13 protein-coding genes are annotated in these 13,123 nt (G+C 42.0%); 6 read left to right on the forward strand and 7 right to left on the reverse strand.

Features of this window, described 5'->3' with window-relative positions; translation table 11 throughout:
- Positions 1-105: 105 nt before the first annotated feature.
- Positions 106-1,101, reverse strand: coding sequence for a pyruvate dehydrogenase (acetyl-transferring) E1 component subunit alpha (pdhA, locus tag IEX80_RS26075; RefSeq protein ID WP_090534807.1), 996 nt, complete (start codon positions 1,099-1,101; stop codon positions 106-108).
- A 467-nt stretch (positions 1,102-1,568) separates the two neighbouring features.
- Here pdhA and IEX80_RS26080 point away from each other — a divergent pair, with 467 nt between their 5' ends.
- Complete coding sequence (locus tag IEX80_RS26080) at positions 1,569-2,174, forward strand: C40 family peptidase (RefSeq protein ID WP_090534806.1); 606 nt, start codon at positions 1,569-1,571, stop codon at positions 2,172-2,174.
- A gap of 62 nt (positions 2,175-2,236) precedes the next feature.
- A complete protein-coding gene (locus IEX80_RS26085; protein ID WP_188834643.1) occupies positions 2,237-3,379 on the forward strand; it encodes a CapA family protein in 1,143 nt (380 codons plus the stop codon).
- Between the two features lie 289 nt (positions 3,380-3,668).
- On the opposite strand, the gene IEX80_RS26090 is transcribed toward IEX80_RS26085, so the two are convergent.
- The gene (locus tag IEX80_RS26090; protein ID WP_090534854.1) at positions 3,669-3,857 is read right to left on the reverse strand and encodes a hypothetical protein; all 189 of its coding nucleotides are present in this window, start codon (positions 3,855-3,857) and stop codon (positions 3,669-3,671) included.
- 94 nt (positions 3,858-3,951) lie between these two features.
- Between IEX80_RS26090 and IEX80_RS26095 the strand changes: the two genes are divergently transcribed.
- Together IEX80_RS26095 and IEX80_RS26100 are read left to right on the forward strand one after the other, a co-directional pair.
- Positions 3,952-4,899 (forward strand): SPFH domain-containing protein, encoded by a 948-nt coding sequence (locus IEX80_RS26095; protein WP_090534803.1) that lies wholly within the window; start codon positions 3,952-3,954, stop codon positions 4,897-4,899.
- Between the two features lie 26 nt (positions 4,900-4,925).
- The gene (locus IEX80_RS26100) at positions 4,926-5,483 is read left to right on the forward strand and encodes a DUF922 domain-containing protein (protein WP_090534801.1); all 558 of its coding nucleotides are present in this window, start codon (positions 4,926-4,928) and stop codon (positions 5,481-5,483) included.
- 84 nt (positions 5,484-5,567) lie between these two features.
- Here the strand turns inward: IEX80_RS26100 and IEX80_RS26105 are convergent, their stop codons facing one another.
- The 3 genes from IEX80_RS26105 to IEX80_RS26115 form a co-directional block, all read right to left on the reverse strand.
- Positions 5,568-6,065 carry a hypothetical protein gene (locus IEX80_RS26105; protein ID WP_188834644.1) on the reverse strand — a complete coding sequence of 166 codons (498 nt, stop codon included), beginning with the start codon at positions 6,063-6,065 and terminating at the stop codon, positions 5,568-5,570.
- Between the two features lie 96 nt (positions 6,066-6,161).
- Positions 6,162-6,806, reverse strand: a complete 645-nt coding sequence (locus IEX80_RS26110; protein ID WP_188834645.1) for a DUF2306 domain-containing protein — start codon at positions 6,804-6,806, stop codon at positions 6,162-6,164.
- Positions 6,803-8,707 carry a YARHG domain-containing protein gene (locus tag IEX80_RS26115; RefSeq protein ID WP_090535025.1) on the reverse strand — a complete coding sequence of 635 codons (1,905 nt, stop codon included), beginning with the start codon at positions 8,705-8,707 and terminating at the stop codon, positions 6,803-6,805. The genes IEX80_RS26110 and IEX80_RS26115 overlap by 4 nt, the downstream gene beginning before the upstream one ends.
- Before the next feature lie 186 nt (positions 8,708-8,893).
- Here IEX80_RS26115 and IEX80_RS26120 point away from each other — a divergent pair, with 186 nt between their 5' ends.
- Together IEX80_RS26120 and IEX80_RS26125 are read left to right on the forward strand one after the other, a co-directional pair.
- Positions 8,894-9,439 carry a peroxiredoxin gene (locus tag IEX80_RS26120; protein ID WP_188834646.1) on the forward strand — a complete coding sequence of 182 codons (546 nt, stop codon included), beginning with the start codon at positions 8,894-8,896 and terminating at the stop codon, positions 9,437-9,439.
- Between the two features lie 233 nt (positions 9,440-9,672).
- Positions 9,673-10,257 carry a carboxymuconolactone decarboxylase family protein gene (locus tag IEX80_RS26125; protein ID WP_090535022.1) on the forward strand — a complete coding sequence of 195 codons (585 nt, stop codon included), beginning with the start codon at positions 9,673-9,675 and terminating at the stop codon, positions 10,255-10,257.
- A gap of 255 nt (positions 10,258-10,512) precedes the next feature.
- On the opposite strand, the gene IEX80_RS26130 is transcribed toward IEX80_RS26125, so the two are convergent.
- Positions 10,513-12,057 carry a DHA2 family efflux MFS transporter permease subunit gene (locus IEX80_RS26130; protein WP_090535020.1) on the reverse strand — a complete coding sequence of 515 codons (1,545 nt, stop codon included), beginning with the start codon at positions 12,055-12,057 and terminating at the stop codon, positions 10,513-10,515.
- A gap of 4 nt (positions 12,058-12,061) precedes the next feature.
- Positions 12,062-13,117, reverse strand: coding sequence for an HlyD family secretion protein (locus IEX80_RS26135; RefSeq protein ID WP_090535019.1), 1,056 nt, complete (start codon positions 13,115-13,117; stop codon positions 12,062-12,064).
- Positions 13,118-13,123 lie beyond the last annotated feature (6 nt).

The raw sequence follows: 13,123 nt of genomic DNA on the forward strand, positions 1-13,123 counted from the left end.
GTTAGTTCTTATCGTGAAGTTTAAAGTCTGAAGTTTTTAGCCTGAAGTCTTTTTTTTTGACCGCAAAGACTATAGGCTTTCGACTTAGTACTTTCGACCTAAAACTTAGTCCCTTATGTAAGGGTAATCTTCTTGAACGTAAACATCTGTATATAATTCAGATGCATCCGGCCATGGTGATTCTTCAGCAAACTTCACAGCTTCGTCAACAATAGCTTTGATCTTAGCGTCCATTTCGTCAAACCATGCTTCATCAGCATATTTTTCGGCAAGGATAGTTTGTTTGGTAGCCTCAAGAGGGTCTTTCGCTTTATAGCTTTCCAACTCCTCTTTAGTACGATACTTTTGCGGATCGGACATGGAGTGCCCTTTATAGCGGTAAGTACGCATTTCAAGGAAGGTTGGACCTTCGCCTGCGCGCGCGCGCTGAACAGCTTCGTCCATTGCTACGTGTACAGCAGCAGGGTCCATACCATCAACCGGCGATGAAGGGATTCCATAAGGCAGGCCTAATTTATAAATATCAGTCTGCGCGGTTGTACGCTCAACAGAAGTACCCATGGCGTAACCATTGTTTTCGCAAACAAAAATTACAGGCAGTTTCCAAAGCGCAGCCATATTAAAGGTTTCGGTAAGTGCGCCCTGGCGTACGGCACCATCACCCATATAGGCAATGTTCACAAACTCGGTACCTTTATATTTTTCGGCAAAAGCAATCCCGGCACCCAGTGGTACCTGGCCGCCCACAATGCCGTGACCACCATAAAAATGTTTTTCTTTATCAAACATGTGCATAGAACCACCTTTGCCTTTTGAGCATCCGGTAGCTTTACCATACATTTCGGCCATAATGGCGTTTGGAGTTACACCTTTAGCAAGTGCATGAGCATGATCACGATATGCGGTGATCATACTGTCTTCAGGTTTAATTACAGACATGGCTCCGGCCAAAACAGCCTCCTGCCCAATATATAAGTGGCAAAAGCCCCTGATCTTTTGTTGTCCGTATAACTGTCCTGTTTTTTCTTCGAACCTGCGCATCAATAGCATCTGTTCGTACCACATCAGGTAGGTGTCCTTGTTTATTTCGATTGAACTCATGTATTAAACAACCTTTTTGGAGTAAAGCGCAAATCTAATTATATCCTGCAAAATATCGAAACCTCAAGCAAATTGTTGCAAAATTTTATTTGGTGGCCTTAAGGTGTGTTTAAACACAACAAACTGGCTGTTTATGAGTTTGGCATAGTCCGGCAGGTTAAAATAGAACTTAAAAAAACACACCACGGCGCAATAAATTATCGTTTTACGAAGTTTTAGAAGGGTTGTTTTTCGCAAAAGACTAAAAAAAGCCTTTAAATAATTACAACCAAATTACATTAATACACGTACAAAAGCCTGTTTATTAAAAGGATGTGTAATAAAAAGCACTTTTTTATATTTTTTGAAAAATAAGCTGCATTTATTTGCAATTTTAAAAAATATAAATAGTTTTGTAGAGCACGATAGACATAGTGTCTGATTTAATAAACAATTTGTTGTCCTAACTCAACAAACAAACTGATTAAATGAAGAAATTTGCCCTGGCTATTGCCTTACTTTTCAGCGTCGTAGCTTCACAAGCTCAAACCAAAAGTGCTCAAAGCACCAGTGATGATAACAAAGACGACCAGGAAAGTTTAGGTAAAGCATACTTTTCCCAAATTATGGGAGTTGCTTTATCTGCTACCTCAAACATGAAACTCTTTCACTTTGTTTACGATTGGATTGGTACCCCTTACCATTTTGGCGGAAGCTCAAGAAGAGGCATTGACTGCTCAGCCTTCACCAAAGAATTGTACAGCGAAGTTTTTAACCTCGATATTAAGCGTAACTCACGCGATATTTTCAGCATGGTTAACCCTGTTGGTAAGGATGAGTTAAAAGAAGGCGATTTGGTTTTCTTTAAGATCCACAGCCGCAGCATTTCGCATGTAGGTATTTACCTGGGTAATAATAAATTTGCTCATGCCTCGTCAAGGGGTGTAGCCATCAGTAGCCTTGACGATGCTTACTACAGCCGTTTCTTTTATAAAGGCGGCAGGTTGTTAGCTTCATTTAAGGATGAGTTTAAAGGTTCGGCATCGACGGGTAACAACGATATGGGCGACGACGTAGACGAAAGCAAGAACTAAACGATTTTGAAATAAATAAACTAATTTGGTCCCTTCATCCCGGTGAGGGGATTTTTTTTATAATGAAATTTTTATTGCTTACGGCAGCCTGCCTGGCGCTGTTTTTACAGGCGTGTAACCATCCGCCAAATAAAAAACAAATCCTGGCCCCTGCACCTAAACCCGATACTGCCACTACAACAACTACATCAGTTGTTCAGCCTGATTCATCCATATCCATTGCCGCTGTTGGCGATATGATGCTCGGAACATCGTACCCTAATAATTATACCCTCCCACCCGACAGTGCGAAAAACAGTTTTAATGTAATAGCTAACGAACTAAGAAACGCCGACGTAACTTTTGGCAATCTTGAAGGCAGCTTGCTTGACGGAGGGAACCCCGCCCATTATAAACTGCATCAACGAAGTAAAGCTTACTTGTTCAGGATGCCTACAGCCTATGCAGGCGTTTTTAAAAACGCCGGTTTTAACTTGCTGAGCCTGGCCAATAACCATATAGGCGATTTTGGCGATACGGGCCGGATGAGTACCACTCACGTGCTTGATAGCATAGGGATTAATTATGGCGGATTGCTTAGCCACCCCTCCACGGTGTTCGAACGTAACGGCGTTAAATATGGCTTTTGCGCTTTTGCCCCCAATGCCAATACCCTGCCTATTCTCGACCTAAAGAACGCAGCCCGTATCATAAGCCAACTGAAACAGCAGTGTGATATTCTCATTGTATCGTTTCATGGTGGTGGCGAGGGCGTAGCTTATGAACATATTCCTTTTGCAATGGAATCATTCATCAGCGAAAAGCGTGGCGATGTAAATGCCTTTGCCCATAATGCTATTGATGCCGGTGCGGATATTATATTGGGCAATGGCCCGCACGTGAGCCGGGCAATGGAGGTTTATAAAAACCGGCTGATCGCTTACAGTCTCGGTAACTTTTGTACTTATAAATCAGTAAGTGTAGCGGGGGTTTGCGGTCTGGCGCCATTACTAAAAGTAAACCTGAATAAAAAGGGAGAGTTTTTGAAAGGGCGCATCATATCCCTAAGGCAAGCGCATGATAAAGGGCTTGAACTTGATTCGCTTAACCGTGCTGCTATCCGGATCAGGGAACTTACAGAAGCCGACTTCCCGAATGCGGGATTACTTATATCCGACACGGGCGAGATCAGCCTTAACCCGGCTATTCAGAGCGAGAATTTATAAATAGATACCAGGGCAGGAATTGACTCCGGTATCTACATAGCTGTTAAACTTAAGAGAAAAAGCGCGGGATTGTGCGATTCCCCTCTTGAGATGGGCGGAGGGGTGTGTTGCTACTTTGGTAAACTTGTAGCAGAAACATACCCCCGCTCCCGCTCGCTTCTCCGCCCCCCTCTCAAGAAGGGATTTTTATTTTTCTACACTCTTTTCCCGAAGGAAAAGAGTGGTCGTACAGCAAAGCGCAGGCCGGGTGAGTAAATTATGCGATTTACCATACAGGCTAACACGCTATTTAAGCCGCTTCATCCTTAGTATTCCGCACCAGGCTGATACCCGTTGTAAAAAATATTAATGAGATAATACCTATTACCACCATGGTGGTTATTTGCGCGCTATGGTTTATGATAGCTACACCGGTATAAATAAGGCCAACTATACCAAGCACGCTCAATATAGCTCCAAAAGTTCGTTTTAAGTTCATAACAGGTGTGTTGTTTTTTATAAGCATTTTTTAAAAAACAAATAACACACCAATAATTAATGCTACTTTTATTTTAAACATAATAAACCAAACCATGCCCGAATCATTTGGATCATTGATAACAATCATCATTTTTGTTGTTATCCTTATTACTATTTTCACCTCGTTTGTGTCTGTAAAACAGGGCACTATAGTAGTTATCACCGTATTTGGCAAATACCGCCGCATCCTAACCCCGGGGCTTAATTTCAAGATCCCTTTTATCGAAAACATTTACTCCAAAATCTCTATCCAAAACCGCTCGGTTGAGCTGGAGTTCCAGGCGGTAACTTACGACCAGGCCAATGTGTATTTTAAGGCCATGCTGCTGTACTCGGTACTTGACCAGCAGGAAGAAACCATCAAAAACGTAGCTTTTAAATTTGTTGATGAGCGTAACCTGATGCAGGCCCTGATCCGTACGGTTGAAGGCTCCATCCGTGCTTTTGTAGCTACCAAACGCCAGAGCGAGGTACTGATATTACGCCGCGATATTGTGGAACACGTAAAAGAGCAACTGGATGTGATACTGGAAGGCTGGGGCTACCACCTGCAGGACCTCCAGTTAAACGATATTACTTTTGATGACGTGATCATGAAATCAATGAGCCAGGTGGTGGCATCAAACAACCTGAAGGCCGCTGCCGAAAACGAAGGCCAGGCCCTGCTCATCACCAAAACCAAAGCTGCCGAGGCCGAGGGTAACGCTATCAAAATTTCGGCCCAGGCCGAGCGTGAGGCAGCTCAATTACGTGGCCAGGGCATTGCGCTGTTCCGCGAGGAAGTTGCCCGCGGTATGACTGTAGCCGCTAAAGAAATGGCCGAAGCCAACATGGATACCTCGGTGATTTTGTTCACCATGTGGACAGAATCCATCAAACACTTTTCCGAAAACTCAAAAGGGAATGTTATTTTCCTGGATGGCTCAACCGATCAGATGCAACATACGTTAAAAGAAATGATGGCCTTAAACCTTTTACATACTGACAACGTCAAAAAGTAAAAGTTTGAAACCGCCAGTTTTTTTAAATGAAAAGAAATATAGTGAAAGTGATAGGCCCTGCGGCCATGTGTTTTTTAATGATGATTGCGCCTGCTTCGGCACAGTCATTTCACCAGCTAACTGCCAATGATTTTTGGGGAACGCCGCGGGCTAATGCCGGCGGCGTTGTAGCTTATACCAACTGCACCATCGATTACCGGTACCAGGCCCGGCGCGAAGGCAGGGGTTACCGGCTGAATTTTAACATCAGGCTCATCCTTAACAACAATAAATCATGGCTTGATAAAAGCAGGGTTAATACGCCGCAGCAACTCAGCGAAATACTGAAACATGAGCAGGGCCATTACACCATTGCCTTTTTAGAGCAGCAGGAGCTGCTACGCATAGTAAGCAATACCCGTTTCAGCAATAATTACAACTACGAAGCCATGGCCATTTTTAACCGTATCGACGCCAAGTACAAACAGCTCAATGCCGATTATGATGAGGATACGGCTCACATGACAGATCGCAAGCAACAGCATAGCTGGGACGTGTATTTTCAGCAGAAGCTTAAGTTTTTGCCAGGGGATACGGAGAGTTAGTTTTTTTTTGCATGCTCAAACATCCTTTGCCTAAGGAGTAAAAGCGAGGGATTGTGCGATTCCCTTCCGGGCATAGCCGTCAATTTAAGCGAAAGCAATAAAAATGAGTTTGTTTTTTTGAGATTGAGGGCAGAACGTAGTTTGCCCGTAAAGGCAAACTTTATGTATTTTTGCTCTCATAGTTTTATTTCTATTTTTTTGAAAGGCAGACCGGTGGAGGTCCTTGATGTTGATCTCAAGACCTTGTATCTCTCTACAAGGCAATTCTATTGCTAAAAGTAGCTCCAGGGCTCCTTTGATAAACTCCGTCAGCCCTTCATTATACTTTTGATGCAAAGCCTGTTTCGATATATTAAGTGACTGCCTTAACATCAGCTGCATACTCATGCCATTAAATGATTGATTGCTGTCAAATAGCAGCGTATCCAGAAGATCTGCTCCGCTTGTCTTCCTTAAACGTTTGATCACTCCCGTGTTTTTAGCAAGGCTATCAAGAAATCCAGGGTCAAATAATTCCGCTTTTATGCGTTTAAATAACCCTGTCAGGTTTGGTTGGCCGATTCTTGCTCTTAAAATTTTCATACTATTCCTTAAATTGACGACTATGCTCTCAAGAGGGGGGCATTAATGCGCATTAGCGGCATTGCTTTGTTCCTTTACAGCAATGACGCTTTTGTTTTACACCGGTTCTCGCTCTACCTCAACCGGCCTTTTACCATACCTATTAATAACTTCAGCCAAAATCAAATTAGGTACCCAGCTTAAAAAGGCAATGATGAGGTAGTTATTATGAAAATTTACGCCATTACCTAAAACAGTAAACAGCCAGATATAAAAGCGCAGGGTAACCGCGCCGAAGGCGAGGGCATAACTCCGGTTCATCATTTTGATGTGATCGTCAATCCTTCCTTTTTTTATCAGCAGAAACGCAGCCAGTGTAAAAGCAGCCCACAATGTGTTTTGCAATAAAAAAGATATGAATACACCCGTTCCCCGGTTTATAAAAAGCGTCATGACATAGGCTCCCGGCGCAGCAAAAAAAAGCACACCAAACACATACAATTTTCCCAATGCCCTGTGCAGCGCTTTATTATTATATACCTTTTTTGAAAACTGAAAGAATCCGGCCAGTAGGATCACACTGCTGCCTATAATATGACAATAAAAAGCAGGCAGGTACCACCCGGTTTCAACCGCCTTTTGTTTGATGTGCAAAAAGTAGGAGTCATGATTAAAATCCCAGTATTGAATAAATGTGCCCGCACAGAGTATAAATACCCAGAAAAACGCAAAATATCTTAATATGCGGGCGGTAATGCTCATTTAGCTGCAAGTACATTAGGCTTTATTGCCGGCAATCCTTTAAGCTTCTGATCAATCCACTGGATATTATATTTGTCAATTTCGGTAAGCGAATCCTGAACGCTGACGTTTTCTGATTTATAATGTCCGTAAAATTGTTGTTCGAACATCTCCGTCCAGCGTTTGTCTTTAAACTTATAATTATAATCGGCATAAATTTCGTTTTTCATATATCGCAGCACTTCTGGCGAAATTGCCCCGCTGCTGGTCATTTCATATCGGCCATCGATCATCTTATAACAAATGTAACAGCCATCAATAAAATGATTGTCCATTTTACGGAATTTAGTAAATGCGAAAACCCTTTTGGTGTTCATCGTTTCCTCCACCTTGCCGTTTTGTATCTTTAGCAGATGAAATACTGGCAGTTCATTTAGATATGTGTTGTTATATAATTCAATACTTCCAACAGATGTTACTTTAACCTCCAGTAACGAATCGCTCAGCGCATTGATGTTAAACTCATTGCAACGGCCGCTGAATTCGCCGCCACCTTCTTCAGTATTAATATCGGTATTGATCCGGTAACCATACAGCTTATTATTCTTGTTATCAATAAGCACCATATTGTTGCTGTCATAAAATTCCGCCCGGCCGCCTATAAAGTAATCGCGGATGGAGTAATAAGCACTTTGGATCCAATTATCGCTACCTGTTGCTGAGCTGTTTACAGGCAAAGCTTTGGCTTTTACAATGTACCGACTGCTTGACTCTTCAAAATAAACATGGTTTCGCAGCGGATTTTTAAATTGTTTAATTCCTGAAATTAAATGCAGATCATCAAGGTATGAAGGAGGAATGTAAATAGCTCCATGCTGCTCCCTTGAATTAAACTCGGTAATCCCGCCTGCCGGACTCTGATTTAAGGTGAATGAAGCCGGTTGCTTAAGTTTACCGAAAATATCCTTCACGTGAATATCCGCCTTTTCCGAAACCGTATAATCGCTTTTCAGCCAAAAATAATCATCGCCCTTCCTAATAGCTGCAACGTTTTCAGCATCGTTCAGAGGGAATATCTGGTCATATTCCACAGGTAATACTACTTTGCCGCTAAGGTCATAGAAGCCGCGTTTGTGGCCTTTTTCTACTTCAACAAGGTTAGGAAAAGTGCCGCCTATGGTATATACAAGATCGTATTCGGCCGGAATTATCTCTTTGTAATCAGGACTTACCAATCCCATTTTATAGGTTTTAGCGGTATCTTTTTCCTGCTGAAATTGTTCTGAAAAATCCCATTTGCCTTTTACCACATAAAAATAGGTTTGATCTTTAATGTGGCTAAACCAGATTATGCTATCGTATTTGGTCTTTAGGTTATTAACATCGGCGAAAGCCTTTAAAGTTACCGGGCTGTAAATCTCTTTATCACTGTAATTTTTTTGCCAGGCACTGCTTTTATAAGCTATATAATCAGTCATGAAACTGGTGCCATCAACCTGGTAAATTTTGTATTTGTTATTCTCTTCTTTTTCAATAGTGAACGTCAAACTACTTAGTCTGCTGCTGAGATGATCACCACTAAATGTTACCGGTACCACTGCAACCGCAAGTTCGGGGTTCGTAAAGGTGATCGTGCTTTGATCAACATTCAACTCAAGCTTAAACGAGGTTTCAGGGTCATCAGCTTTGTTGATCAATGCCGCAATTAAACGGCTGATAGGTTCACTGTTTTGCTTATCCTGGAAATATGCGAGTAAGGAGTCACGATTACCCTTAATTAATTGTTGATTGAAATTTTTCAGGAACTGGGTTATATCGCCCTGTTTTGGAGAGGAAGCACCCTTCCCTTTCAATAAGAAGTATCCGCTTATAGCTAAAATAACTACAGTTACCGTAATGATTATAACAGGTTTGGTTTTCATACAACCAAGGTAAGCTATTTTTTGAAATAGTAAAAACGAGCCAAAATCCTTAAAATTAGGCCAATAAATATTACTTATATTACATAATAACTATATAGTTAAAATCTATATAACATCAATTATAAGTATTCAGGGGGCGGTTTTAAATTTCTATATTTGCATAAACATTAAAAGAAATATCAAAATATGTTAACCATAGGACAAAAATTCCCCGAATTTTCTAAAACAGCAGTAGTAAGCCTTGAAAAAGGTAAAGAGTTTGAAACCCTTAATTCTGAGTATTTAACCAACGATGATAACGTTTGGACTGTAATGTTCTGGTGGCCAAAAGACTTCACTTTTGTTTGCCCTACTGAAATTGCCGAATTCAACAAAAACTTTGGCGAATTCCGTGACCGTGAAACCCGTTTGATCGGTGCGTCTACCGACTCTGAGTTTGTTCACGCTGCATGGAGAAGAGATCACGACGATTTGCGTGATTTGAAATTCCCTATGCTTGCTGATACTTCAAAATCATTAGCCGAAGACCTGGGCATTTTAGAGCCAACTGAAAAAATTGCTTACCGTGCTACTTTCATCATCGACCCACAAGGTATCATCCGCTGGGTATCAGTTAACGACCTGAGCGTTGGCCGTAACGTGAAAGAAGTATTACGCGTACTTGACGGTTTACAAACCGACGAGCTTTGCCCTTGCAACTGGGAAAAAGGTCAGGAAACTTTAACTGTATAATTGTACAATAGATAAACGTCCCCGTACTGTATCCGGTGCGGGGATTTTTTACACCCTTTTTTAAGCTGAAGAAAGATCGAAAACGAAAGGCTAAAAGCCTAAAGCTGAAGTTGTTTTAGTAGAGACGCATCACATGCGTCTCCCTCCAGGACACGCAACCTGCTTAGCGATATCGATTTTCATGTGGGAGACGCATGTGATGCGTCTCTACAATAAAAATTAACCCAAAAAAAATGAACGAAAGTACCGAAGTGATCCAGGAGATACTTGAAAGTATCGGATTAGATAAAAATTATCGCACAGCCAGCCTGAGCCTTTTAGAAACAGGCGAATCACGTTACCTGCGCGACCTTAAGCTGAACTTTACCAGCACCCTTACCTCAGCACATTTAACTAATAAAGAATGCGCCTTGCTGGGTTTGGCTACTGCTGTAAACAATAACAACGTTCCGCTTACCAACTTCTTTACCAAATACGCTAAAGAACAGGAGGCTACTGATGCCGAAATTGCCGAAGCTGTAGGTTGCGCCTCATTGCTGGCATCAAACAACGTATTTTACCGTTTCAGGCATTTTACCCAAAAGGAAAAGTACACCCAAATCCCAGCACGGATCCGTATGCAGTTAATGATGAAACCGGTAACCGGTAAAGAGTTTTTTGAACTGGCCAGTTTAGCAGTATCAGCCATTAATGGTTGCGAGATGTGTGTGAACGCACATGAGGATTCGCTTATAAAATTGGGCACTACCGAGGAGCGTATTTTTGATGCCGTACGTATAGCATCATTAACTACAGCTACAGGTAAAGTTATATTTTAACAAGCTTAACTTATTTTAACAATGAAAAAGGCATGAAACAATAAAATTTCATGCCTTTTTCATAAATAGTATTTTATTGCCCAATAAAATTTGCGTTTATTAATTAAAATCCAGTAAATTTATACCTTAAGATTAAACAAACCCCGGTCGCAATATTCAAATATGTTGTTTATGCGGGAGGAGTTACTTAAATTTTAATTGTTAATTTTTTTTGGGGAAAGCCGTTCCGGTAATAGTGGAACGGCTTTTATTGTTTTAGTGCGAATCCGCAACAGCTTTCAGCTTTTTGAACGGCTGCAGGTAAAGCAACGGTATCGAAAATAACATCACTAATCCCGATATCCAATAAGCATCGTCATACGTTAACAACAATGTTTGCCTGGTAACCATACCTTCGATAGCCTGATATGCCATATGGGTGGCATCAATCATTGATTTGCCTTTGGCCATAAATCCCTGGGTAAGCATATGCAAACGGTCATTGAAAGGATTGTTGTATGGGTTGATGTTCACCAGCAGGTTGTTACGGTGCACACCCTGGCGTATATGGATGAGGGTGGTTAATGTAGCTATCCCGAAAGAACCACCCAACTGGCGCATCATATTGTTCAAGCCCGATCCCTGACCTAACTCAGGGCCCTTCAAATCTGCCATGGCCAACGTAGTAAGCGGCACAAATAATAAAGCCATACCCACACCACGGATTAATAACGGTATTAACACATCCTTTTCGCCCGTAGCCAGTGTCGAATTGCTTAACATATGTGTAAATACATAAAAAAGGAACATGCCCGCAGTAGCCATAAACTGGGCTGGTATGCCCTTATTTAGCATTTTGCCTATAAATGGCATCATCACAATGGTACATAAACCACCGGGGAACAACAGCTCACCGGTTTGCTGGGCGTTAAAGCCAAGCAGATTTTGACAAAACACCGGGAACACGAACACCGATCCATACAAACCAAACCCAAGTATAAAGGATGTGAACATGCCCACAGCAAAACTTCGGTGCCGCAGAATGCTGAAGTTTACAATCGGGTGCTCGGTACTCATCTCACGCCAAATGAATAATATGGTACCTAATACAGCCGATATAGTTAAAACCAGGATGTATGGCTTAGCAAACCAGTCTTCACTTTCACCTTTTTCAAGTACGGTTTGTAAGCTGCCTACTGCAATAGCCAGCAGGATAATACCCCACCAGTCAACAGGTTTGCCTTTGGCATCCTTGGGTGTTTCCCGCACGAAGGTGTAGGTACAAAAAGCCGCCAGTGCCCCTACCGGGATGTTTACATAAAAGATCCAAGGCCATGAATAGTTTTCAACTATCCAGCCGCCAATAGTTGGGCCTACAGTTGGGCCTACAACCGCTCCCAAACCAAATAGCGCGGTTGCAGTGCCTATCTGTTCACGGGGCCAGGTTTCAAGCAATATGGCCTGGGCTGTTGAAATTAAACCACCGCCGGCAATGCCCTGAATAATCCTGAACAATACCAGCTCATCCATACTGTGCGCGTTACCGCATAAAAATGATACAATGGTAAACACGATGATAGATGCCATGAAATAGTTTTTACGCCCAAAACGGCCGCCCAGCCAACCCGACATGGGCAATATGATCACGTTTGCTACCGCATACCCGGTAACTACCCAGGCCACATCCTCAAGGGTTGCGCCAAGGTTACCTTGTATGTGAGGCAACGCTACGTTAACGATAGTGGTATCTATCAGCTCCAGTAATGAAGCTGTGATCACCGTAATGGTGATGATCCACTTTTTAAAGCCAGTTTCAGCCATAATGTTATTCTTTAATTACAGATACGTTTACGCTCATACCAGGGCGTAATTTTGCAAGCTCCTCTTTAGTGCCGTTGATTTTAATTTTTACAGGCACACGCTGTACAACTTTTACGAAGTTACCGGTAGCATTATCCGGAGGCAACAGAGAGAATTTAGCACCTGTGGCAGGCGAAAAATTGTAAACCTGGCCTTCCAGCTTCATATCTGGATAAGCGTCAACTTCAATTTCAACTTTTAAACCATTTTTGATATTGGTAAGCTGGGTTTCTTTGTAGTTGGCAGTAATGTATAAGCTGTTGTCATTCACAATTGAGAACAAAGTTTGACCAGCTTGTACCAACTGACCCAACTGTACATTCTTTTTAGACGCTAAACCACTGGCAGGTGATTTTACCAGCGTGTAACTTAATTGCAGTTTTGCATAATCAATATCAACCTGCCTTTGCGATACACCCGTGTGGGTAACAGCTAACTGGCTGCGGGTTGTGCCAATTTGCTGCACAGCCGCTTTGTACTGATCCTGCGATGCCTTGTAATTAGCTTTTGCAACATCCAAATCGGCCTTAGCCTGGTCAAATTGTTGCTGGGTTACCGACCCGTCTTTTACCAGATTAGCGTAACGGTCGTAATCTTTCTGTACTTTTTCTAAATGGGCCAGATTTGATGAAACCTGGGCTTTTGCACTTGCAGAGTTTGCTTCGTTGGCGAAAATTTGTGATTGATTTACATTAATGCCTGCGCTTGCGCCAACTTGTGCCGCCTGAGCCTGCTCTAATTTTACTTTATAGTCGCGGTCATCAATTTTAACCAGCGGCTGACCAACGTTTACATGAGTGTTTTCTTCAAAATAAATTGAATCAACATATCCGCCAACGCGGGCAACTACAGGGCTGATATCACCGTCGATCTGGGCATCATCAGTATCAATGTGTTTGCTAAAGTAGATGTATTCTTTTATACCGAAAATTACGCCGCCAATAAGTACAATGCCTAATATGATGGGGATAACTTTGTTTTTCTTTTTCGGTTGTTCCGGTGTTTCTTGTTCCTTTGCCATTTTATT

Source organism: Mucilaginibacter rubeus, from assembly GCF_014643835.1.
Lineage (GTDB): Bacteria > Bacteroidota > Bacteroidia > Sphingobacteriales > Sphingobacteriaceae > Mucilaginibacter > Mucilaginibacter rubeus.

What these genes read in the sequence shown, in the direction of transcription:
- IEX80_RS26110 (WP_188834645.1), bottom strand. Translation starts at nt 6,806, where the DNA reads ATGAGCATTACCGCCCGCATATTAAGATATTTTGCGTTTTTCTGGGTA.
- IEX80_RS26120 (WP_188834646.1), top strand. Translation starts at nt 8,894, where the DNA reads ATGTTAACCATAGGACAAAAATTCCCCGAATTTTCTAAAACAGCAGTA.
- IEX80_RS26085 (WP_188834643.1), top strand. Translation starts at nt 2,237, where the DNA reads ATGAAATTTTTATTGCTTACGGCAGCCTGCCTGGCGCTGTTTTTACAG.
- IEX80_RS26130 (WP_090535020.1), bottom strand. Translation starts at nt 12,057, where the DNA reads ATGGCTGAAACTGGCTTTAAAAAGTGGATCATCACCATTACGGTGATC.
- IEX80_RS26090 (WP_090534854.1), bottom strand. Translation starts at nt 3,857, where the DNA reads ATGAACTTAAAACGAACTTTTGGAGCTATATTGAGCGTGCTTGGTATA.
- IEX80_RS26105 (WP_188834644.1), bottom strand. Translation starts at nt 6,065, where the DNA reads ATGAAAATTTTAAGAGCAAGAATCGGCCAACCAAACCTGACAGGGTTA.
- IEX80_RS26125 (WP_090535022.1), top strand. Translation starts at nt 9,673, where the DNA reads ATGAACGAAAGTACCGAAGTGATCCAGGAGATACTTGAAAGTATCGGA.
- IEX80_RS26135 (WP_090535019.1), bottom strand. Translation starts at nt 13,117, where the DNA reads ATGGCAAAGGAACAAGAAACACCGGAACAACCGAAAAAGAAAAACAAA.
- IEX80_RS26080 (WP_090534806.1), top strand. Translation starts at nt 1,569, where the DNA reads ATGAAGAAATTTGCCCTGGCTATTGCCTTACTTTTCAGCGTCGTAGCT.
- IEX80_RS26100 (WP_090534801.1), top strand. Translation starts at nt 4,926, where the DNA reads ATGAAAAGAAATATAGTGAAAGTGATAGGCCCTGCGGCCATGTGTTTT.
- IEX80_RS26095 (WP_090534803.1), top strand. Translation starts at nt 3,952, where the DNA reads ATGCCCGAATCATTTGGATCATTGATAACAATCATCATTTTTGTTGTT.
- pdhA (WP_090534807.1), bottom strand. Translation starts at nt 1,101, where the DNA reads ATGAGTTCAATCGAAATAAACAAGGACACCTACCTGATGTGGTACGAA.
- IEX80_RS26115 (WP_090535025.1), bottom strand. Translation starts at nt 8,707, where the DNA reads ATGAAAACCAAACCTGTTATAATCATTACGGTAACTGTAGTTATTTTA.